The sequence below is a fragment of the Bacteroides finegoldii DSM 17565 genome, from assembly GCF_000156195.1.
Lineage (GTDB): Bacteria > Bacteroidota > Bacteroidia > Bacteroidales > Bacteroidaceae > Bacteroides > Bacteroides finegoldii.
Genome location: NZ_GG688330.1, coordinates 16,833 through 37,039, shown reverse-complemented (window position 1 = coordinate 37,039; position 20,207 = coordinate 16,833). Strand labels below are relative to the sequence as shown.

Sequence of the window (20,207 nt, the reverse complement as noted above, 5' to 3'; positions counted from 1 at the left end):
CTGATCTTATGAATAAAGACGATATACTGAAAGATTTTGATACACTGGCCGAGGCCAAGCGCAAAGGAGCGGTAAACTTAAAATTGTGCCTGGGCTTTGCCCTGGTGGTGGTTGTCCTGGTGCTGGCCTGGGGACTGGTGGTGAATTTTACGGCACTGGATAAGGTGGTCGTGGTGGAGCGATCCGGCGAGTACCTGAAAACGCACGCCGAGGATAGCGAGGCTCTGTTTCTTGCCCTGGTGAAAAAGACGTGCGCCGAGGCGACCGGGTACGCTAACAGCTTCGATCGCCTGAACCTGAAAAAAAATCAGGCGCACGCCGCTTTTTATGTCAATAAGAACGATCTGAATGCCGTGTTCTCAAAGTATTATAATGATAAGGCCTATTTTGATGCGGTGCAGAACGGGGCGGTCTATAAATGCGAGATAGACAGCATCCAGACGATCGCCGGGGACAATGAGCCGTACAAGGTGGCTTTCACTTCCACCCTGACGATTTACGGCGTTTCGGGGCAGAAGCTAAGGTTTCTTATCAGGACGAAAGGGGAGATCGTGAGAACCACGCCGCAATTTCCGGAGAACGTGACGGGATTTTTCTTTAACCAGTTTATACAGCAGATTGTCCGGATAGAACAAGAACCTGAAAAAAAGTAACACTATGGATAAGGCCACGAAAACAAAAATAATCCTGTTCGCATCCCTGGGGATCTTCGTGCTGGTGGTGCTGGCCGTTACGCTGGCACTGACCGGGAAAGGGGACAACCGGGAAGAGGACGGGAGCGTGAACACTTCGCTTAGGGCACAGCAGCAAAGCGATTTTACCCTGGACGATATGATGAATACGGACGGACGGCCGGAGTACGAGAATTTTACCGATGAAGTGTACCGGGAACGTTCGGGAGCTATGTACCGGGAAGATCCGGAAGTGATAGCCTTGCAGGAACAGTTAAGGCAGAACCAGAGAGCCGACAGTCTGAAAGCGGCCGCAGCCATGAAACGGAGAACGGCGAAAGCCCGGCCGAAAAAGGAAACGCCGAAGAAGGAAGAGCCTGAAAGGACAGTAGGACGTTTCTTTTCGGGGGAAGAACCGGAGAACAAGGGAAACACGATAGAGGCCATTGTGTCGGGCGATCAGAAGATCACGAACGGGAGCGTGATAAAACTTGTCACGCTCCAAGAAATGCAACTGCCCGGCGGCATGGTGATTAACAAGGGGACGGCCGTTTTCGGGGTGGTGAAGCTCGCACAGGACAGGATCAATATAACGGTTGAATCCGTCCGGATCGGGAACAGCATCTATGAGATGCAAAAGACCGTGTACGACAGGGACGGACTGCCCGGTATATATGTGCCCTTGAACATCAAGGCGGAAGCGACAAAGGAGGCGGCCGACGAGGTGGTTAGCGATATGAACGTTACCTCTTACGGGACGGACGTTCTAAGTACGGGGGTTAATGCGGTGAGCAATGCGGCAAAGAGCGTGTTCCGGAAGAAGAACAACCAGGTCGTTGTCACCGTGAAGTCGAACTATAAACTATATCTGAAATGAAAGCTATTTGTTCTTTTATCCTGGCGTTGGCCGTTTCCTCGGCCGGGGCGCAGATCCGCCCGGTGGAAAGCCTGCCTATCGCAGTGAATTATTCCAAGACGATACATCTTGTATTCCCCTCGGCCGTGAAGTATAACCAGGCCGTTACGGACTTCGTGGCCGTCGATAACCCGGAGAGCGTGCCTAATATCTTGCGCATAAAGGCCAACCGGAAAAGTTTCAGCAAGCAGACGACCGTCAGCGTGGCGACCGAGGGAGGTTTTTTCTATTCGTTTAACGTGACCTATGCCGACAGCCTGGAGCATACGAACTATTTCCTGCCCGATATGTCGAGCATACGGCCGGACACTATCTATCTGAATGAGGTGTCGCAAACGCACCTGATCGCACCGGAAAAGGTGATTTATATAGATTACGGCGATACCTGCATACAGGTAAGCAAGGCCGAGAATACCGAGAATATCGTGCGAATGATCGCAGCCACGGGAAAGGTGGAGGAATTTCCCAGGCAGACAAACGTGTCGCTGGCGACCGAAGGGGGGAAGTTCTACACGTTCAACGTGGATTATCGGCAGCAGCCGGAGGCGTTCGTCTATGAGATAGGGGAGAAACGGCCGGAGAAAAAGGCGAACGTGATCCTGACCGACAACATTATCCCGGCCGGGGAAAGGGATCAGGTCATGAGCCGGGTATATAACGCAAAAAGGGGGATATTCAACAAGGGGATCGTTCGCAACAAGATCGTTTTCTCCGTGAACAACCTGCATATATATGATAACTTGCTCCTGTTTACCTTTGAGATCGAGAACAAAAGCAAACTGCCTTATGATATAGATTATATCCGGTATTACATCATCGACAAGAAAACGGCCAAGCTGACCGCATCCCAGGAAGTGGATCAGCAGGCTTTGTTCTCGGAGAATTATTCGCCCAGGATAGAGGGGAACGGCCGGATGAAATACGTGATCGCTTTCGATAAGTTCACCATTCCGGACGAGAAAGTTTTCCGTATCGAGATCAACGAGAAGAACGGAGGCCGTCACGTTCTTTTTGACCTGGAGAACAGCGACATCGTGAATGTGGAGGATATTTAGCCTTGCGATCCTTGCGCTGATCCCTGTCGGCCGGGTGGGGGCGCAGGACAAACGTTCGCTGATCGTGGAGGTGTTGCAGACCGCAGGGGATTACGGGGACATCGCCCCGGTGTGGGGGATCGTCCAAAAGGACGGGGATATTTACCGTTTCGTCCCCTCTGTCGCACCCCTGAAAGAGAAATACCGGATCTCCGACCGTTACGGCTACCGGACGCATCCGATAAGCGGTGAAAGGCAGTTTCACGCAGGGCTGGATATGGCGGCGGTGTATGCGGCTACCGTACACGCCGCAGCCAGTGGGACGGTGACGTTCGCAGGTGAAACGCCCGGATATGGGAAAACGGTAGTCGTTACGCACCGTTTCGGATTTCAGACCAGATACGCACATCTGACACTCATTTACACCCGGAAAGGTGCGAAGGTGGAAAAGGGGGACGTGATCGGGTTCGTGGGAAGCACCGGGATAAGTACCGGGAATCATTTGCATTATGAGGTGATAAAAAAACAAAAGAGAATAAACCCTTTAAATTTCATTTATGGAACTAAGTAATGAATTGAAAGTAGAAAGGATCAGGCTAAGCCTGACGGCGAAAAGCGTTGCCGAGGAAATGGGGATCAGCCGCCAGCAGCTTTGCAACATCGAGCAGTCGGAAACCGCCCCCGTGGTGGTGAAATACATCGCTTTTCTAAGGAGCAAAGGGGTGGATCTGAACGCTCTGTTTGACCGTATTATCGTGAACAAATAAAATAAATCGTATGAGAAAATTAGTTACCGCCTTGTGCGCTTTGGTCTTTTTGTCGTCTTGCGACGACGAACTGAAACTTGTCAGCCGGGATTTTTCCGTGACGCTGAAAAGTATAGACGGCAATACGGCCGTAGTGGGGAAGCCCATTAATTGCACCCTTACGATCTCGGATCTCGATCCGGACAACGGGGATCAGATATTGACACGCTTTGAGGTCAGGGACGGGGACGGCGTTATCCTGGTGGATAACAACGAATACAGCCCCGGAGAAACGTTTGAATATGATTTCAAGGCAAACAATCGGCTGGATTTCGATTTTATCCCGGCAACCGAGGGAGAGGCGTATATCGTCATGGGGGTAGCCAGCGAACTGGTGACACGATCCGACAGCATCAAACTGAAAGTTTCCAGCCCGGAGATAAACATACGTTTCCAGAACGTGCCGGATCTTATGCTGGTATCGGAGGAAGCGGAATTTTATTTGCAGCTTGATACGGAACTTTACGGGGTGAAAGCGTCGGCCAGGTTCGTAAAGGGAAGCGGCCGGGTGTATATTTCCGGGTATGATGCGACAAGGGGCGAGGGCGTGGCACTGGAAAAAAACAACCTGGTGACGTTCCGGCCGGATGCGACCGGGCAGGCGGTGATCGAGTTTACCGTTTCAAGCCGTTACGGTCTGCCAGTGAAAGAGAATGTAACGATACAAGTAAATCAATGAGGTTATGAGAAAAATTGCCGTATTATCGCTCTTTTTGTGCCTGGTGGCCGTGTGCAGGGCACAATATATCGGAAGCCAGTATATGAACGTGAAGCTGGGCTATATCGTGGATGAAAGTCAGGTGCAGGGGACGTTCGGTTTTGGAAAGGTGTACAAGGCTTTCAAGGTGGGGGCAAACCTTAATTACCGGAATCTAAACCGGGATCTGGTAAAGGCAAACACCGTGACGGTCGGCCCGGAGCTGGCCTATTACGCCCTGAAAGGACGGAAATTCTCGCTCCTGGGGATCGCAGCCGGGACGATCGGCTACCAGAAAGCCAAGGCGAAAAGCGATCTTGTGTACCTGGCGAAAAGCAAGGCTTTCGTGTATGGATACGAGGTCGGGATAAGGCCGGAAATGTTGCTAAGCCCGAAAGTGGCTCTTTTTGCCGAATACAGGTTTGAAATGTTGTTTAACTCCATTCTCCGGAATAACAACCATGTCGGCCTGGGGTGCGTGATCTATTTATAAACTTAAATAATTGAAGGTATGAGAAAGTATTTGTATTTGTCGGCCGTATGCGTGTGCATGGCATTGTGTTTCGTCGGTTGCAGCAAGGACGACGACGAACCGGGAGGAAAAGGGGCGATGTATGAGGTAACGATCGAGCAGTCGGGAGATTTCCGCAGCTTCATTAAGTCGGTCGTGGTAGTCGCCAACGGTACGCGGTTGAAAGACGGGGCGACGGGGGAAAGCCTCGCAAGCCCGTTGATTCTAAGCGATGAAGAACTGGCCGTCGAAAAGGTGACGTTAACCACGACGGGAAAGGCGATCGAGTTCGCCGTTTCCGGTAGTGTCGTGGACGGGGAGGACGGTGTCGTGAACGAGCCGATGCAGTGGGTTGTGACCGTTTACAAGAACGGAAAGGAGATCGAGAAAAAGAGCCTTTCTTTCCGGGACGGGAAGGAGATCGGTATGGATGATCTTAATCTGTATTATAATTGACGTGACGGCCTGAATGTCCCCCGGATGAATGTTCGGGGGATTTTTTTTCTTTTGGGCGTTCCCGTGGGACGGTCGGGCTTTACGTTTCAAGTCCTCGCCTAAAGGCTGTGGGCTTTACTCTGCAATCCCTAACGCATGGCTGAAAACTCCTCTTGCCGGTGGTGTTCTTCTTCATACAGCCTCATGCGTTCTTGTAATGCTTCTTTTAAATTGTCGCTTTTTTTCAGTCCGAGTTTGGCACGTATGTTCGCTCGTTGGCTGGTTATGTTTCCGCTACTCCGATGTAATAATTCGCATATTTGGCTGACGGTCTTGTCTTGCAGTATTAAACGGCAGATGTTTAATTCGGACGGGGATAAATTGGGATATATTCTCCTGATTGTATCAAGTTTACTTTTTTCCTTTTTCTGGTATGCGGCAAGGGCTGTAAAAAGATTTTCTTTGGATTGTTCCCCTATTATGTTTAACAGGGAGCTTGTCTTTTCTTCCGGGTTATTCTCGCTTAACAACTCGGCGAACGCGAATAGTTCTTCCTTTTTCATTTGGAGACGTTTCAAAAGCATTTCCTCTTCCTCTTTTAGCAAGTTGCTACTTTTTAGCAAGCTGCTGATATTACTGTGTAAGGATCTTCCTAATAAGGGGATCATGGTGTATATGATGATGATCAAAGGCAGATAACTGTATAGGAACGGTTCGTCGGTGATAAGTGTGCAGATTGTATAGGAAGCTATGGTAAGGGAGGACAATAGGATGGAGATATTACTCATATAGGCACAGATGGAAAGCATGGTAAATAAGAGAGAGATAGTAATGTTACTCATTATCAATGCTCTTTGATAACTATATTCATATCCGCTACATATTGAGCAATAAATTATCTCGATAAAAATCTCGATATGTATGGCTATCAGTATAATGGAAAAGGTCGTGGTCAGATTTACTCTCTTTTTAAAATAAGCGAGAGTGCACATAATGATAAACAGGAATAATACGCTGTTAATATAATAAAACTGTTCATTGGGAAATGGAACTGAATATATGTATATGGGTGCGCATAAGGCCAGCATGAGCAGGGATAGATGAAAGACACGTTTTTGTTGATACGTTATTATCATTTCGCTTTCTTTTTTGTCGTAAGTTTGAGTTTTTATTGAACTTAGAAAAGTAGCGGCTTTTGTGCTGAATTTCATGTGTTTTATTGTTTTAAGTGTTATTAAGTATAATGTTTCCTGCAAAAATAACTGTTTTTTGTATGTTTAAGTACTTTTCTTTATGATGTTAAGTGTTTTTAATTGTTGTGTAAGCGTGATTGGCTGCTGTGGTAAGTGTTGTAGCTGTTGTGTGGTTGTCTTTTTAAGTATTTATAAGTTTAAAATACTTGTTTTTTGCTTTGGAGGTTGGTTTATAGGTATGTATTTTTGCGGTCGAAATTCAAGGGGTGTAAAAGCCTGGGTTTGGATTGTCATATTAACAAATGATTAAATGACGAAAAGATGTTTTTTTTATATTAAATGTGTATTGTTCGTGCTCGTGTTGAGTATAAGCGGAGAAATATCCGCTCAGGAGAAGCGTGATTCGGTAAGGATCTATTTTCATCAAGGAAAGGTAAATATAGATACATGTTTACTTGACAATGGGAACGAGATGGAGCGGTTTGCTAAAATCTGTTCCGCATTGAACGACTCCGTCCGTCTTATCAGGAAAATTCAAATAATAGGAGGAGCTTCCCCGGAAGGAGGGGAGCTATTGAATGGAAGGCTGTCTGAAAAACGAGCAGAGGTTTTGTGGCGGTATATATCACCTTATATAAAGATTCCGGTATTGGAGAAGGATTTTCATTTTTCGGGAAGTGACTGGAACGGACTTATAACGATGGTGAGAGCGGATGTGAATGTTCCGGAGAGGGAGGATGTCCTTCGTTTGTTGGAGAAGATCGTCCGTTTGGAAAACCAGGACAGCCCTTATTGGGGGGGAGAACTGAAAAGACTGAAAGGGGGGAGGCCATACTCATATTTGTATAAATTCCATTTTCCGAAACTTCGTTCGTCGATGGTGAAAATATGCTATGATAGTGATCCGATAAATCCCGTCAGAGATACGGTATATATACATACACGTGATACGTTGTGCATCCGTGATACCGTTACCGTCATAGCTCCGGTAAAGAAACGGCCGTTTTGCATGGCGGTGAAAACAAACTTGCTTTATGACGCTGTTTTGATACCTGACATCGGGGTTGAGTTCTGTTTGGGGAAGAACTGGTCTGTGGCCGGGAATTGGATGTATGCCTGGTGGAAAAGTGATCGGAAGCATAATTATTGGCGTATCTATGGGGGAGATGTGGAGTTGCGCCGCTGGTTCGGTCGGAGAGCGGTGGAAAAACCGTTTTCCGGGCATCATGTCGGATTGTACGGGCAGATCGTCACCTATGATTTCGAATTGGGTGGGAAAGGTTACTTGGGGGATAAATGGAGTTACGGGGGAGGCGTGGCTTACGGCTACTCGTTACCTGTGGGACATCGGTTCAATGTGGATTTCACGTTGGGAATCGGCTACCTTGGAGGATCGTACAAGGAGTACATCCCTTTGGACGGTCACTATGTATGGCAGACCACTAAAAACCGCCGCTGGTTCGGCCCGACCAAGGCGGGTATCTCTTTGGTGTGGTTGATCGGGCGGGGGAATTATAGCCGGAAGAAAGGAGGCAGGCAGTGATACGGATACGCTTTAGTCTGGTGTTCATATTTTTATGGATAGGACTGACGGCTTGTGAGCATAAGGATTTATGTTACGATCATCCGCACTTTGCCACGGTGCGGGTAATATTCGACTGGACCAAGATTTCCAATCATGACAAGCCTGAAGGCATGAGGGTCGTATTTTATCCGACCGATGATGAAAGCAACACGTGGATATTTGATTTCCCCGGAGGAGAGGGGGGGGAAGTGGAGCTCCCCGAGAATGATTACCGGGTAATTTGCTTCAACTACGATACCGACGGGATGGTTTGGAAAGGAAACGGCAGTTACACGCTTTTTACTGCCGATACGCGTGATGTTCAGTCACCGGATAACCGGACAATGGCTGTCACCCCACCCTGGCTGTGTGGCGACCATATAGACGGAGTTATCCTCAAGGACATTCCGGGAGGAAGCGCGGAGATAGTACGGCTAACTCCCGTAAACATGGTATGTCACTACACGTATGAGGTGAACGGTCTTCGGGGACTGGATAGGGTGGCGGATTTGCGGGCCGCTCTTTCCGGCATGTCCGGCTCGCTTAACATGTCCGGCGACAGTTTGCCCGCCGATCTTTCGGAGAGCCTGCTCTTTGATGGAATGGTTTCACGGAATCAGATTATAGGCGGATTCTATACGTTTGGACATTCCGCACTTGAAGGAGAGCCCAATGTTTTCCGGCTGTATCTCAAGAACCGTTCCGGCAGCATGTCTGTATTGGAACAGGACGTGAGCGACCAAGTGCATGATGTCCCGGTAGCGGGGCATGTCGGTGATGTGCATCTGGTGTTGAATTTTGATTATGATGTACCATCCGAGCCGGGAAGTGACGGTGCGGGATTTGATGTGGACGTTGATGATTGGGATGATGTGAATGTGGATATAGTGTTGTAATCGAGTTTTATTAATTATATTTATTAACAATTTTATTCATTTTATGAAAAAAAGTACAGTAATGCTTTGGGCAATCTTTGGAGTACTACTGATGAGTTGCTCAGAAGAGGAGATTGCGAATGTGGAAACCTCCTCACGAAATGCGATTGGTTTTAACGTGTTAAGTAATGCGGCGGAAACGAGGGCTACCCCTACTACCAACACCAACTTGAAGAACACCGATTTCGACGTGTTCGCTTTTACGGCGGATGGTACTGCCTTCATGGGAAAGAACGACACGGAATTTGAACATGACGGAGTGAAGATCGTGTACAGAAATGGTAAGTGGGATTATGACAATGCGAGCGACCTTCGTTATTGGCCTACCGAGGCTTTGGACTTTTACGCGTTCAATCCCGGAACGGTTAGTGAAGACATGATGGTGTTTTATAGTTGGGAAGCCACCAAGGAAACCCAAAAGATAAGTTATACCTGCATGGATGAGTATGGAAGCGGTACTACTCATGCAAACTACGACGTGATGTATGCCATGGCCAAAGGCCAGACAAAAGACTCAAACAACGGAGTAGTGAAATTTAACTTCAAACATATTCTGTCACAGGTCGTATTCAAAGCAAAGACCGAATACGAGAACATGCAGGTGAATATCAAGGAGATCAAGATTCATAACATCAAATTTAGCGGCGTCTTCACATTGCCTGCGACAGCCGAAGAAATGGGAAGTTGGAGTGTGAATGATGTTAATGCACCCAAATTTGGAGTAGTGCAAAACGCAAACATCGAGGTCAATGGTAATGCCACAGCTACCGATATTTCCACAGATACTCCTATGCTGAATATACCACAGACGCTGACTGCTTGGAAAGTTTCCGAAACAGCCACCAAAAGCAAGTTGGAGGCCGATAATGCGAAGCAATGTTACCTGGAGATTGCCTGCAAAATCCAGCAGTCCGGAGCTTATCTGTTGGGTTCAGCAAGCGAATACAAAACAATTTATGTTCCGTTCGGAGATACATGGGTAGCGGGCAAGCGTCATATCTACACGTTGATTTTCGGTGGTGGTTATAATGATCAGGGAGAGGCTGTGTTGAATCCGATCCAGTTTAATGCAGAGACAACAGAATGGGTTGATGCAAATAGCAACGTAAACGTTAAACCTTAAACAAAAAGTTTATCAATATCGTACCCGTTGGCAGGTTAAACATACGCAAGATTAATCCCGCCAACGGGTTCTTTATAGGGAATCGCATTTTCAATATACTTTTTGATGTGTAGGGGTGCTTTTTGCGTACCTTTTTCCTGGAGAATTTCTTTTGTGGAGTGTTTGCCCTGTATATTCCCGATACGCTGTTATAGCAGGGAACTGTTTTTATCCAAGTAGTCAGATATAGCCTCTTGCAATACCGATTTTAGCGAATCGCCTTTGCGGATCGCGATCAGCTTTAAGTTCTGGTGATAGGTTTCGTCCATGACAAAATTACAATGCACGGTTTTCGCTTTCTTCGGCTTTTGAGCCTCTTTTTGCCCGGCCGTGGATTGGATCAGGCTGTCTAATCCCCCGGTCAGCCCGGCCGACATACTGTTTTTTAAATCGTTCTTCTTTGCCATATGGTTACTTTATTTCTGTTAGCAGTTCGTTACATACCTTTTCGTAGTCCTCTGCCCCGGCAGATTTGGGGGCATAGTGAAAAATATCCTGCCCTTGTGTCGGGGCTTCGGCCAGCGTAATGGCGTTGCGTATATGGGTGCTGAACACTTTGCCCTGGAATGTTTCCTGTACCAGTTCCGAAACGCTCTTGTTCAGGTTCTTTCTTCCGTCGTATTGGGTTATCAGAACCCCGGCTATCGAAAGATCCGAGTTCAAACGTTGCTGCACCTTGTGGACGACCTGCATAAGTTTGGCCATTCCACGCATTGCCAGGAATTGAGCCTGAACCGGGATAATCAACCGATCCGAGGCCGTCAGTGCGTTAAGCGTGAGCAGCGACAGCGAGGGGGGACAGTCGATCAGGATATAATCGAATTTCTCCTTTTGGCCCTTGATAAGGTGGGCTAAGATAAGTTCCCGCCCGGCCTCGTTGATTAACTCCGTTTCAACGGCCGAGAGATCCAGGCAGGAGGGAACGACGCTAAGGCCGTCCTTATGCTCGTAGATCGGCAGGTCGTATTCGCCTTTCATCGCGCCGTAGATCGTTTGGGGAAGCTCCGCGGAGAAGCCCAGCGATTCAGTCAGGTTGGCTTGTCCGTCAAGGTCGATCAAAAGAACCTTGTACCCTTTTTGACGTAACGCGCCGCCCAGGTTGATCGTGGTTGTAGTCTTTCCTACTCCCCCTTTGTGATTCAATACGGAGATTACTTTTGCTTTGCTCATAAATTCAGTTTTTTAAATGGTTGTCATGTCCGCAAATATAGTCAAAAACTAATATACTAAAATACTAAAAGTAGTATTTCTCGTTTTTTGCGTGTTTTTTGTACCGATCGGGGAAGCGTACCGAAATAAATCCTGTTTCCGTCTTTCGGTACGTTTTGTTTCTGTACCGGAATTAATCAAAGATTAGAATAACCATAAATGTTTTTATACGTTAATCATACGTATGTATATATGTATATATTTGTTTTTGAGTATCTTTGTGTGCTATAAATAAAAAATAAAAGACATGAGCACTTATTCGTATAAAAATCCGAAGTTTATAAATTCCCCTAAAGGGGTGGTTGAAGTTGTAGAAGTGATTTATGACGGCAAAGATGATCCGGCCTATTCACTGGCTATTATTAAATGGGAAAATACCTATAAATTAGGTATTCGTTGGAACATCGCTTATAGTGAATGGGACGATTACCGCAAACAGAACGGGCAAGATGAATGTATAGGTAATCCACAGTCGAGAGGTATTCCCACCTGGTTTGTTTTGCCCGATGATATGATGTTTGGTGAGAAGTTCAGCGGTGCGATGCAGAGGCTTGATGAATTAAGAAAAGGTAAGTAAGCAATGGAACAGGGAGAAATCATATTATACCAGCCGGATGAAGCGGTCAAGTTGGAAGTGAGGTTGGAAGATGAAACCGTTTGGCTGACACAAGAACAAATAGCCGACTTGTTCGGGACTAAAAGGCCAGCTATTACCAAACATTTGAACAACATTTACAAAAGCGGCGAACTTGATATAGATAGCACATGTTCCATTTTGGAACATATGGGTAATGACGGCAAACAGAGATATACTACTAAATATTATAATCTTGATGCGATTCTGTCAATAGGATATCGGGTTAATAGCAAGAACGCAACCCTTTTTAGGAAATGGGCGAATAGTGTATTAAAGGATTATCTTTTAAAGGGGTATTCCATTAATAAACGTTTGTCAGAACTTGAAAGGACTGTCGCTCAACATACCGAGAAGATAGATTTTTTCGTGCGTACTGCCTTGCCCCCGGTCGAAGGCATTTTTTATAACGGCCAGATTTTCGATGCGTACAAGTTCGCCACCGATCTGGTAAAGTCGGCCAGGCGTTCGATCGTGCTTATCGACAACTATGTGGACGAAACGGTCTTGCTCATGTTGAGTAAACGCAGCGTCGGTGTCTCGGCCACCATTTACACACAGCGTATCACGCAGCAACTCCAACTTGATCTTGACAGGCATAACAGCCAGTACCCACCTATCGACATCAGGACGTACCGGGACAGTCACGACCGTTTCCTGATCGTTGATGAAACGGACGTGTACCATATCGGAGCCTCGTTAAAGGATCTGGGGAAAAAGATGTTCGCTTTCTCAAAGCTGGATATTCCGGCGGTTGTGATAACTGACCTGTTATAATATCCCTTGTCTTATGAATGTGGTTATCTATTCACGTGTAAGCTCGCAGTCGGCCAGGCAATCGACCGAACGGCAGGTTGTCGATCTGGAGAGGTTCGCAGCCGGACGGGGGTACGAGGTGACGGCGGTCTTTGAGGAAAAGATAAGCGGACGAAAGGCCAATATTGAACGCCCGGTTTTAAGCCGTTGCCTGGAATACTGCACAGATCCGCAGAACCGGGTGGATATGCTGTTGCTGACCGAGATCTCACGCCTGGGGCGTTCCACCCTGGAGATACTAAAGGCACTCGATACGCTGCACACGCATAAAATATGCGTGTATATCCAAAACTTGAACCTGGAAACATTACGGCCGGACAAGACGGTAAACCCCTTGTCCTCTCTGATTACTACCCTATTGGGGGAACTGGCCGCGATCGAACGCCAGGGGATCATTGACCGCCTTAATAGCGGACGGGAGTTGTACATCCAGAAAGGGGGCAGGCTGGGACGGAAGCCGGGAAGCCGGAAAACGGCCGAACAGAGGAAAGAGGAATACCGGGAGGCGATCGCCTTGTTGAAGAAAGGCTACTCGATCCGGAACGTGGCGAAGCTCACGGGAAAAGCCGTTTCGACGATACAACAAGTAAAAAAAGACTTCATTAATAGCTGATTATCGGAACAAATATTGTATTTTTGCAACAAATACGAGTAAATGCGCGAAATTAAAAACGAGTATTTGCACATGTCTAAAAACGAGTATTTGCACGAAAATAATCAGAATCTAAATAAAAACGGTAGTATGGCAACAATGGCGGAGAAAATGGCGGCTTCACTGGAGGAATTAAGAAAGCTCCAGGAGAAAGACCGCTGTGTCGTTCTACAAGGGACGGCCGAGATAGGGAGGACGCATTTAACCCGGCTGTTGGATAACGGCTGGTTGCAGGAAGTAATGAAAGGCTGGTATATTGCGGCCAGGCCGGGAACAGAGGGGGATACGACGATCTGGTACACCTCATTCTGGTATTTTATTGCGAAATATGCGGCCGTCCGGCTGGGGGAACGGTGGTGTTTGACGGCCGACCAGTCGCTGGATCTGTATTCGGGGAAAACGACCGTGCCCGTGCAGGTGGTTATCAAGTCGCCGAAAGGCCATAACAACACGCAAAAGCTGATGTATGATACCTCGCTTTTGGTGTTTCAAAGCGAGATCCCGGATCAGGTATATAAAGAGCCGGAATACGGCCTTAATCTCTATCCGCTTGCCGAAGCCCTGGTATATGCCACGCCGAGATATTTCCAGGTGGAGAAGATCGCAGCCCGCACCTGCCTGGCCATGATACGGGACGCTGCCGATATATTAAAGGTACTGACGAAAAACGGGGCTTCGCTTCGTGCCGGAAGAATAGCCGGGGCGTTCCGGAACATCGGGAACAGCGAAATCGCCGACAGCATCGTTTCCACGATGCGGGGGTTCGGGTATGACGTGAGAGAAGAGGATCCGTTCGAGGATCAGCCACGAACGCCCCTTGTTTATGAAGTGTCGCCTTACGTCACACGCTTGCGCCTGATGTGGGAGAACATGAGGGATAAGGTTGTAGAACTGTTTCCCGAAGCCCCTGGAAAGATTGATGACGTGGAGGGGTATTTGAGATCCGTCGATGAAAAGTATTCGGAGGACGCTTATCATTCTCTCTCGATCGAGGGATATAGGGTTTCCCCGGAACTGATCGAGAAAGTGCGTGTCGGGAACTGGAAGCCGGAGGAAGAAGATAAGGAGCATAAAAACGCACTGGTGGCACGTGGGTATTACCAGGCGTTCCAGGCTGTCAGGGGGACGATCTCCGATATACTGAAAGGAAAGAACGCAGGGGAAGCGGTAAGGGCGGATCATCCGGTCTGGTATATGCAGATGTGGATGCCGTTCGTTACGGTGGGGATCTTGCAAAGGGAGGATCTTGTGGGTTATCGTACCGGGCAGGTCTATATACGGGGATCGCAACATATCCCGTTGAACCCGAAAGCGGTCAGGGACGCTATGCCCGTCCTTTTCGATCTCTTGAAGAATGAGCCGCACCCGGCGGTAAGGGCTGTCCTGGGACACTTCTTTTTCGTGTATATTCACCCCTATATGGACGGGAACGGGAGAATGGGACGGTTCGTCTTGAACGCCATGCTTGCGTCTGGAGGCTATAACTGGACGGTTGTTCCGGTGGAGCGTAGAAAAGAATATATGAAAGCGTTGGAAAAGGCCAGCGTGGAGGGGGATATTTCCGAATTTGCCAAAGTGATAACCTCGCTGGTCAAGTAATGATATTTATAATAATGACAATATGAAATCAACGGAATATATCGAATGGGATAAACTGGAGCAGATCCCGTTCTGCCTTTGCCGGATCGCGGAGGATGAAGAAAACCAGGAAATAGATGTTTATTATCTGGATAAACGGGTTTGCCATGATTACGATCATGTGGGGCATTATTTTCGTACTGCGATAATCATGTTTAGAAGGATCAGGAACATAACGGCCGATTGGGTGAACCTCAAAAACCTTTGGTTGCTAAGGGACTGTATCAGGGAGAATTTTAATCATGGCCTGGAGGTGGACGATCTGATCTTCGGGGAAACATTCGACGGTGAGGATCCGGAAACTATAAAGCCGCTAACCAAAGAACGGCTGTTCAAGATTAAAAAGGTGATTCAGGAAAAAGATCCATACGCTACCGTATAGGGGGGGAGTATATAAAAACAAAACCCTGGAGTTTGTCTTGCGACAGGGACAACAGGGGATTACTACGCAAATATAGGGAGTATATCTCGTTTATACAAGGATTTTATGGCTTTTCTGGATTGATTTTAAAAAGAATAGAGGCTTGTTCCCTGGAATGTAGTATTTACTACTTTTAGTATTTTAGTATATTAGTACGCTTTTCTTTTGGAGGATTTGGGCGTTCCCGTAAACGGTCGGGCTTTCTGCCTCCAAGTCCTCGCCTAAAGGCTGTGGGCTTTCCACTGCAATCCCTAACGCATGAATACACCCACCCACCCGATTAAGGTAGGCTATTTCCGGATAGAGCCGTTCGGTGAAGCCAGCCGGATAAAAGCCGCCTGACTTTTCACTGATCGGCACAATCCGGGTACTCCGGTAGCCGATTGTCGAACCCGGTTTTAAACCCCCTTTCAGGGGAGAGAGGTATTTTAGTTTTTCCGGCGTGGCCGCCTTGCGTTTACCTTGACCGGGGTTTTTGTCTGCAAAGGTCAAACGGCTTTTTCCATATCCCAAGTTGAGCCGCAAGCGGCTTTTAGAAAAAATCTCCAGCCTGGCTAAAGCCAGGTAGTATTTTTCCTAAAAAACTTGTGCTATGGAAAAAAACGTTTGGGGTGTTCTCATACAAAAACCCCTCGGAACTCAAGGTAAACGCAAGACGACCACACCGACAGCCCCGAAAAACCAAAATGAGGTTGTCTTGATACAAAAACATCGGAATCTTAGGCATCCGCAAGGTTTTTTGGGGGGGGAGAGGGTGCGAGGTGGGGAGTTTACTATCGGAAAAAATCAGGTAGTAAATACTAAATTTAGTATATACTAAAATACTACTTTTTCATATAATTATCTGATAAATAGTTAGTTAAATGTTGTTTAAATACTTGCATATCTCAAATAAAAGTGCTATATTAGAGGTATAGAAAAAGAGATAACAACCTTTAGAACTGGCTCACCCACCAGGATAAAGAACGGGGGACGTAGTTATGAAAACTGATTATTTCGACAAGGCAGCGCAACAGTTTGCAAATTTGATGATCGAGAAGATCCAGCAGGTAGAGGACAATTGGCAAAAGCCCTGGATCACCATTGCGGCGAATACACGCAATTTCTTTCCGCAGAACCTCACAGGACGCAGGTACACCGGAGGCAACGCCTTTTTACTCCTTTTCCTTTGCGAGAAATTCCAGTACCAGACACCCGTATTTATGACATTCAACCAGGCGAAAGAGGCCGGGATCTCCGTGCTGAAAGGATCGAAATCGTTTCCGGTCTATTACTTCCTTTTCTACGTGTACCACAAGGAAACACGCAAGAAAATAACCTTTGAGGAATACAAGGCGTTAAGCCGGGAGCAGCAACAGGAATACAACGTTATACCGACCTATAAATATTACTCGGTCTTTAACCTGGATCAGACCAATTTTTCGGACGTGAGGCCGGAAGAATGGGAAGCGTTAAGGGAGAAGTTCAGAGGGGGACAGGCAGAGCAGCCCGACGGGACAACCGGAGAGGCGCACCCCGAAATAGATGCCATGCTGGAGGCGAAAAGCTGGTTTTGCCCGATACGGGAGCAGCAAGGCGACAGGGCTTTCTATTCTCCTTTAGTCGATTATATCGTAGTGCCGCTTCGCTCGCAGTTCGTCGATATGCAGAGCTTTTACGAAACGCTTCTGCATGAAATGGGACATTCCACGGGACACCCCACCCGATTGAACCGGGATCTTGCGCACCCGTTCGGATCAGAGGAATACGGCAAGGAGGAATTAACGGCCGAGTTCGCCGCAGCCCTGGCAGGAATGTTTTTCGGGATAGCCGAACATATACGCACTGAAAACGCCGCTTATCTGAAAAGCTGGATAAAGGCGATCCGGGAAGAACCCAAGTTCATTTTAAACGTACTGGCCGACGCTATGAAAATTGTCAAGATGATAGCCGGGAAACTGGATATCTCCGTAGAAAGCGAGGAAACGGCCGCAGATGAAGCGGAACAGGTGGCATGATACAAGGAAGATCCCCCGAAAGGGGGACAGCCTTTCGGGGTGAGTTCTTTTTGGCACTCGCCCCAAAAAGAACCAAAAAACGCTTTGCCGCTACACTCCGTTTCGCTTTCATAGCTCTGATAATGCGTTTTTTGATTGGATAGATATATATTTGTAGATAAAATAATGTAATATGAACAAACCGAAGATTATACAGATTATTGATGTTGTTTCCAATGCGATAGACGGAAACCGTATCGACGAGGATTTTATAAAGAGTTGTATTTACGGCAAAGTGAATGCGGAACTGTATGCGCATCTTTTAGGCAAATACAGGGGGTATGACGGGGATTTCTTTCAGTTTTATTTGGGGACGGACGATCGGATAAACCGGGCTTTGCTGGAGAACCTGGGGATTAAGGTCGAACCCGACAAATATCCGGACTACGATAGCCGGATTGTTGCGCAGGTCGTCCAGGGAAAGAAAAGGTTTGATATTTATCCTTTCGAGTTGGAAGCCTTTAACAGATATGCCATGTTTGGCAATAATAATGCGCTTTCATGCCTGAAAGGGATTTCCCCGACAGCCGGGCAGACCGTCCGGGAAAACGGTATTAACGAGTATGGAAACGCCTTGAATTGGTCGCTGTTCTGGATAAAGGCAAATCCGGAGGACAAAGCCCTGTTAGTGGATCACGTTTTGAATATCCCCGAACGATGATAGCGGAATATTTCATTTACCGGAGAAAGGGGGATAAAGAGCCGTTTATCTCCCTGGGGGAAATGCCGCAGTATAGGTTAAGGCCGAAACAGAAGTTTACCGGGAAAAAACTTAAAATAGAGGTGATCCGCAGGCTTTCCGGTGTGGAAATCGAGCAGACGGCCACCACTCCGCAGATAAACGCCTATATCGAGGCGAATATCTATGATACCGATCGTTGGCCGGAGTACCGGAAGTTATACCGACAGGTGGCCGGAGAGGTGGAAACCGTGGCCGACATCTTTACGCTCCAGTATATTTTAGTGGCCGAACTGGAGGATCAGACCAGGACGGGAAAGGACTGCCAGCCGCAGCCGACAGATCCGAAAGACGAGAGGCTGATACACCTAATCCGGTGCGAGCTTATGGGTGAATCCCTGGAAATGTACAAGACGATGATAAACCCGATCATCGCCTTAAAGAAACGTTTCGTTTGATACTACATCTACTAAAAATAGTAGATACTACTTTTAGTATTTTAGTTCGTGCGCTCAATCCTGGGAGAGATACGCATCGGTGTACTCTTTAAGTTCCCGGTATGCCTTCTCTAACTCTTCTTTGGTGTGACGTTTGAATTTTTTTTGCCTTAGGATGAAAGGCAACCGTTGGTTTATCTCTTTTTCGTACTCGTCCAGGCGTTGTTTCCCAATTCCGGTAAGGATGACGTGGGTACGGTCGTCGGACATTTCGATTTCTTTTAAATCGTTCATCGTATCTAATATGCGGAGGATGATTTTCTCGTAAATGGGGGTACGTAGTAACGGGTGTTCGAGCATGGGAGAATTGTATTTTATATCGAAATTCTCGATGATCTCCGTCTGCACTTCCTCTATATGCTTGGAAAGTGCTTTTCCCAGGGTGTAGTAAACAGCTATCTGAAAGTCTTTGTAATTTGGAAACATGGGCGTATATGGTTTATTGGGAACGTGGATATTTTTAATATTTCCGTTCCGGAATTCTTCGGCCGAAAGATAGGAAAATTATCTCAAATAATCTTCCGGATAGATGCGTTTTTTAGTATATACTAAAAATAGTATTTTTGCAATGCGCATTACAGTGGTGTATTTTGTAAACGTAACGTGTACTTATTCAAGCATTTTAGTAAAATGGGTATCTTTTATATCCGGTTGTACTAATCTTAGTATTTTAGTATTTTTGTAATGTACATTACAAAAATATCCGTATCTTTGTATTCGGATTGAAAAACAAAAGGCTTATGATAACGACGATCCAGTTCAAGACGTTGGACGACTTGTATCAGTTTTACAACGACGCAATTTTTAACGGTGAGCTTTCGGAATGTATCGTGAATATGTCCCGTCACGGTGGGGCGTTCGGCTTTTTCGCCGCCAACCGTTGGAGAGGGGACGGCCAGGAAAAAAAGGTCGTTCACGAGATCAGCATCAACCCCGATTTTATGAACCGGGAAGATCGGGACTGGCATTCTACCCTGGTACATGAAATGTGCCATTTGTGGCAGGAGGATTTCGGCAGGCCGAGCCGGGGAGGGTATCATAATTCGCAATGGGCTGACAAGATGATCCAGGTCGGACTGATGCCGTCCGACACCGGGGAGGCCGGAGGCAAAAGGACAGGCCAGAGCATTACGCATTATATCATTCCGGGAGGGAAGTTCGAGCAGGTTTTCAATACGCTAAGCCGGGAGGATCTGCAAAACTTGCGGCTTAGGTACAAGCCGACTTTGGCGGCCGTACCCACCCGGCCGATCCGCATCGCCGGAGGCGACGGGGACGAAACGGAAGAACCGGGAGATCCGGACGAGGGGGAGAGCAAAAGTGGAAAGCGGAAGAAATACACCTGTGGGTGCGGCTGTAACGTGTGGGGAAAATCCGGGCTGGTGTTAAGGTGCGGACTGTGCGACACTGATTTTACGGAGCAATAGGAAACAGTGCAAAGGTCAGAAGCCCCCAGTAAAAACCCCGCCGGAGGCAGATTTCAAGCATACTCGTTTTACTAAAATACTAAGATTAGTCTATACTAATCTTAGTATTTTAGTATTATTGTAATGTGCATTACAATATAGGGGGGATATGAAAAAGTGGGGATGTCGTAATACGTCAATTCGCCCCACTTTTAAGGCTTGACGTGCAATAGCCGTCAGCCCCCAGACGGACGGGAACCACCCCGGCCGCACACAAATATAGAGAATCTTCCGG

At 47.2% G+C, this 20,207-nt stretch carries 25 protein-coding genes; 20 read left to right on the top strand and 5 right to left on the bottom strand.

What is annotated here, in order from left to right:
- Positions 1–8: 8 nt before the first annotated feature.
- Genes BACFIN_RS04285 through BACFIN_RS04320 form a run of 8 tightly spaced genes read left to right on the top strand, consistent with a single transcriptional unit; the run spans position 9 to position 5,091 of the window.
- A complete protein-coding gene (locus BACFIN_RS04285; protein ID WP_005842183.1) occupies positions 9–653 on the top strand; it encodes a hypothetical protein in 645 nt (214 codons plus the stop codon).
- A gap of 4 nt (positions 654–657) precedes the next feature.
- On the top strand, positions 658–1,548 hold the full coding sequence (gene traM / locus BACFIN_RS04290) for a conjugative transposon protein TraM (RefSeq protein ID WP_005842181.1): 891 nt from the start codon (positions 658–660) through the stop codon (positions 1,546–1,548).
- Complete coding sequence (gene traN, locus BACFIN_RS04295) at positions 1,545–2,642, top strand: conjugative transposon protein TraN (RefSeq protein WP_005842179.1); 1,098 nt, start codon at positions 1,545–1,547, stop codon at positions 2,640–2,642. The genes traM and traN overlap by 4 nt, the downstream gene beginning before the upstream one ends.
- Complete coding sequence (locus BACFIN_RS04300; RefSeq protein ID WP_007756700.1) at positions 2,626–3,192, top strand: M23 family metallopeptidase; 567 nt, start codon at positions 2,626–2,628, stop codon at positions 3,190–3,192. Before traN ends, BACFIN_RS04300 begins: the two co-directional genes overlap by 17 nt.
- Complete coding sequence (locus BACFIN_RS04305; RefSeq protein WP_005842174.1) at positions 3,179–3,388, top strand: helix-turn-helix transcriptional regulator; 210 nt, start codon at positions 3,179–3,181, stop codon at positions 3,386–3,388. The genes BACFIN_RS04300 and BACFIN_RS04305 overlap by 14 nt, the downstream gene beginning before the upstream one ends.
- A gap of 10 nt (positions 3,389–3,398) precedes the next feature.
- Positions 3,399–4,106 carry a hypothetical protein gene (locus BACFIN_RS04310; RefSeq protein WP_007659494.1) on the top strand — a complete coding sequence of 236 codons (708 nt, stop codon included), beginning with the start codon at positions 3,399–3,401 and terminating at the stop codon, positions 4,104–4,106.
- A 4-nt stretch (positions 4,107–4,110) separates the two neighbouring features.
- Positions 4,111–4,617, top strand: coding sequence for a conjugal transfer protein TraO (locus BACFIN_RS04315; protein WP_007756692.1), 507 nt, complete (start codon positions 4,111–4,113; stop codon positions 4,615–4,617).
- 18 nt (positions 4,618–4,635) lie between these two features.
- Entirely contained in the window at positions 4,636–5,091 is a 456-nt protein-coding gene (locus BACFIN_RS04320; protein ID WP_014776477.1) for a DUF4425 family protein, read from the top strand.
- Positions 5,092–5,219: 128 nt separating this feature from the next.
- On the opposite strand, the gene BACFIN_RS04325 is transcribed toward BACFIN_RS04320, so the two are convergent.
- Positions 5,220–6,281, bottom strand: a complete 1,062-nt coding sequence (locus BACFIN_RS04325; protein WP_007756689.1) for a helix-turn-helix domain-containing protein — start codon at positions 6,279–6,281, stop codon at positions 5,220–5,222.
- 292 nt (positions 6,282–6,573) lie between these two features.
- Between BACFIN_RS04325 and BACFIN_RS04330 the strand changes: the two genes are divergently transcribed.
- Genes BACFIN_RS04330 through BACFIN_RS04340 form a run of 3 tightly spaced genes read left to right on the top strand, consistent with a single transcriptional unit; the run spans position 6,574 to position 9,885 of the window.
- A complete protein-coding gene (locus BACFIN_RS04330) occupies positions 6,574–7,806 on the top strand; it encodes a DUF3575 domain-containing protein (protein ID WP_007756684.1) in 1,233 nt (410 codons plus the stop codon).
- Positions 7,803–8,723, top strand: a complete 921-nt coding sequence (locus tag BACFIN_RS04335) for a DUF5119 domain-containing protein (protein WP_007756683.1) — start codon at positions 7,803–7,805, stop codon at positions 8,721–8,723. Before BACFIN_RS04330 ends, BACFIN_RS04335 begins: the two co-directional genes overlap by 4 nt.
- A 43-nt stretch (positions 8,724–8,766) precedes the next feature.
- A complete protein-coding gene (locus tag BACFIN_RS04340; protein WP_007756682.1) occupies positions 8,767–9,885 on the top strand; it encodes a fimbrillin family protein in 1,119 nt (372 codons plus the stop codon).
- A gap of 188 nt (positions 9,886–10,073) precedes the next feature.
- Here BACFIN_RS04340 and BACFIN_RS04345 read toward each other — a convergent pair whose 3' ends face one another.
- Together BACFIN_RS04345 and BACFIN_RS04350 are read right to left on the bottom strand one after the other, a co-directional pair.
- Positions 10,074–10,331, bottom strand: a complete 258-nt coding sequence (locus BACFIN_RS04345) for a hypothetical protein (protein WP_005648607.1) — start codon at positions 10,329–10,331, stop codon at positions 10,074–10,076.
- A gap of 4 nt (positions 10,332–10,335) precedes the next feature.
- Positions 10,336–11,094, bottom strand: a complete 759-nt coding sequence (locus tag BACFIN_RS04350; protein ID WP_005868802.1) for a ParA family protein — start codon at positions 11,092–11,094, stop codon at positions 10,336–10,338.
- A 286-nt stretch (positions 11,095–11,380) separates the two neighbouring features.
- Here BACFIN_RS04350 and BACFIN_RS04355 point away from each other — a divergent pair, with 286 nt between their 5' ends.
- The 5 genes from BACFIN_RS04355 (at position 11,381) to BACFIN_RS04375 (ending at position 15,255) form a co-directional block, all read left to right on the top strand.
- The gene (locus BACFIN_RS04355) at positions 11,381–11,710 is read left to right on the top strand and encodes a hypothetical protein (protein ID WP_004327465.1); all 330 of its coding nucleotides are present in this window, start codon (positions 11,381–11,383) and stop codon (positions 11,708–11,710) included.
- A 3-nt stretch (positions 11,711–11,713) separates the two neighbouring features.
- Complete coding sequence (locus tag BACFIN_RS04360; RefSeq protein ID WP_007756681.1) at positions 11,714–12,544, top strand: virulence RhuM family protein; 831 nt, start codon at positions 11,714–11,716, stop codon at positions 12,542–12,544.
- A gap of 13 nt (positions 12,545–12,557) precedes the next feature.
- Positions 12,558–13,196 (top strand): recombinase family protein, encoded by a 639-nt coding sequence (locus BACFIN_RS04365; protein WP_005648594.1) that lies wholly within the window; start codon positions 12,558–12,560, stop codon positions 13,194–13,196.
- 129 nt (positions 13,197–13,325) lie between these two features.
- Positions 13,326–14,834: a Fic family protein gene (locus BACFIN_RS04370; RefSeq protein ID WP_032839866.1), complete on the top strand. Its 1,509-nt coding sequence runs from the start codon at positions 13,326–13,328 to the stop codon at positions 14,832–14,834.
- Positions 14,835–14,856: 22 nt separating this feature from the next.
- Positions 14,857–15,255 (top strand): hypothetical protein, encoded by a 399-nt coding sequence (locus BACFIN_RS04375; RefSeq protein WP_005648588.1) that lies wholly within the window; start codon positions 14,857–14,859, stop codon positions 15,253–15,255.
- Between the two features lie 180 nt (positions 15,256–15,435).
- Here BACFIN_RS04375 and BACFIN_RS04380 read toward each other — a convergent pair whose 3' ends face one another.
- A complete protein-coding gene (locus BACFIN_RS04380; protein ID WP_005648579.1) occupies positions 15,436–15,819 on the bottom strand; it encodes a hypothetical protein in 384 nt (127 codons plus the stop codon).
- A 455-nt stretch (positions 15,820–16,274) separates the two neighbouring features.
- Here BACFIN_RS04380 and BACFIN_RS04390 point away from each other — a divergent pair, with 455 nt between their 5' ends.
- The 3 genes from BACFIN_RS04390 to BACFIN_RS04400 all read left to right on the top strand — a co-directional run bounded on the left by BACFIN_RS04390 (position 16,275) and on the right by BACFIN_RS04400 (position 18,467).
- Positions 16,275–17,291, top strand: coding sequence for an ArdC family protein (locus tag BACFIN_RS04390; protein WP_007756676.1), 1,017 nt, complete (start codon positions 16,275–16,277; stop codon positions 17,289–17,291).
- A 172-nt stretch (positions 17,292–17,463) separates the two neighbouring features.
- Positions 17,464–17,991, top strand: coding sequence for a hypothetical protein (locus BACFIN_RS04395; protein WP_007756674.1), 528 nt, complete (start codon positions 17,464–17,466; stop codon positions 17,989–17,991).
- A complete protein-coding gene (locus tag BACFIN_RS04400) occupies positions 17,910–18,467 on the top strand; it encodes a hypothetical protein (protein ID WP_232281664.1) in 558 nt (185 codons plus the stop codon). The genes BACFIN_RS04395 and BACFIN_RS04400 overlap by 82 nt, the downstream gene beginning before the upstream one ends.
- Before the next feature lie 54 nt (positions 18,468–18,521).
- Here the strand turns inward: BACFIN_RS04400 and BACFIN_RS04405 are convergent, their stop codons facing one another.
- Positions 18,522–18,932 carry a hypothetical protein gene (locus tag BACFIN_RS04405; RefSeq protein WP_007756672.1) on the bottom strand — a complete coding sequence of 137 codons (411 nt, stop codon included), beginning with the start codon at positions 18,930–18,932 and terminating at the stop codon, positions 18,522–18,524.
- A gap of 314 nt (positions 18,933–19,246) precedes the next feature.
- On the opposite strand from BACFIN_RS04405, the gene BACFIN_RS04410 reads away from it, so the two are divergent.
- The gene (locus BACFIN_RS04410) at positions 19,247–19,933 is read left to right on the top strand and encodes a SprT-like domain-containing protein (RefSeq protein WP_007756669.1); all 687 of its coding nucleotides are present in this window, start codon (positions 19,247–19,249) and stop codon (positions 19,931–19,933) included.
- The last annotated feature ends 274 nt before the right edge of the window (positions 19,934–20,207 follow it).

Bases quoted from the DNA above. Each gene is read 5' to 3' on its own strand.
- BACFIN_RS04285 (WP_005842183.1), top strand. From the start codon at position 9: ATGAATAAAGACGATATACTGAAAGATTTTGATACACTGGCCGAGGCC.
- traM (WP_005842181.1), top strand. From the start codon at position 658: ATGGATAAGGCCACGAAAACAAAAATAATCCTGTTCGCATCCCTGGGG.
- traN (WP_005842179.1), top strand. From the start codon at position 1,545: ATGAAAGCTATTTGTTCTTTTATCCTGGCGTTGGCCGTTTCCTCGGCC.
- BACFIN_RS04300 (WP_007756700.1), top strand. From the start codon at position 2,626: ATGTGGAGGATATTTAGCCTTGCGATCCTTGCGCTGATCCCTGTCGGC.
- BACFIN_RS04305 (WP_005842174.1), top strand. From the start codon at position 3,179: ATGGAACTAAGTAATGAATTGAAAGTAGAAAGGATCAGGCTAAGCCTG.
- BACFIN_RS04310 (WP_007659494.1), top strand. From the start codon at position 3,399: ATGAGAAAATTAGTTACCGCCTTGTGCGCTTTGGTCTTTTTGTCGTCT.
- BACFIN_RS04315 (WP_007756692.1), top strand. From the start codon at position 4,111: ATGAGAAAAATTGCCGTATTATCGCTCTTTTTGTGCCTGGTGGCCGTG.
- BACFIN_RS04320 (WP_014776477.1), top strand. From the start codon at position 4,636: ATGAGAAAGTATTTGTATTTGTCGGCCGTATGCGTGTGCATGGCATTG.
- BACFIN_RS04325 (WP_007756689.1), bottom strand. From the start codon at position 6,281: ATGAAATTCAGCACAAAAGCCGCTACTTTTCTAAGTTCAATAAAAACT.
- BACFIN_RS04330 (WP_007756684.1), top strand. From the start codon at position 6,574: ATGACGAAAAGATGTTTTTTTTATATTAAATGTGTATTGTTCGTGCTC.
- BACFIN_RS04340 (WP_007756682.1), top strand. From the start codon at position 8,767: ATGAAAAAAAGTACAGTAATGCTTTGGGCAATCTTTGGAGTACTACTG.
- BACFIN_RS04345 (WP_005648607.1), bottom strand. From the start codon at position 10,331: ATGGCAAAGAAGAACGATTTAAAAAACAGTATGTCGGCCGGGCTGACC.
- BACFIN_RS04350 (WP_005868802.1), bottom strand. From the start codon at position 11,094: ATGAGCAAAGCAAAAGTAATCTCCGTATTGAATCACAAAGGGGGAGTA.
- BACFIN_RS04355 (WP_004327465.1), top strand. From the start codon at position 11,381: ATGAGCACTTATTCGTATAAAAATCCGAAGTTTATAAATTCCCCTAAA.
- BACFIN_RS04360 (WP_007756681.1), top strand. From the start codon at position 11,714: ATGGAACAGGGAGAAATCATATTATACCAGCCGGATGAAGCGGTCAAG.
- BACFIN_RS04365 (WP_005648594.1), top strand. From the start codon at position 12,558: ATGAATGTGGTTATCTATTCACGTGTAAGCTCGCAGTCGGCCAGGCAA.
- BACFIN_RS04370 (WP_032839866.1), top strand. From the start codon at position 13,326: ATGGCAACAATGGCGGAGAAAATGGCGGCTTCACTGGAGGAATTAAGA.
- BACFIN_RS04375 (WP_005648588.1), top strand. From the start codon at position 14,857: ATGAAATCAACGGAATATATCGAATGGGATAAACTGGAGCAGATCCCG.
- BACFIN_RS04390 (WP_007756676.1), top strand. From the start codon at position 16,275: ATGAAAACTGATTATTTCGACAAGGCAGCGCAACAGTTTGCAAATTTG.
- BACFIN_RS04395 (WP_007756674.1), top strand. From the start codon at position 17,464: ATGAACAAACCGAAGATTATACAGATTATTGATGTTGTTTCCAATGCG.
- BACFIN_RS04405 (WP_007756672.1), bottom strand. From the start codon at position 18,932: ATGTTTCCAAATTACAAAGACTTTCAGATAGCTGTTTACTACACCCTG.
- BACFIN_RS04410 (WP_007756669.1), top strand. From the start codon at position 19,247: ATGATAACGACGATCCAGTTCAAGACGTTGGACGACTTGTATCAGTTT.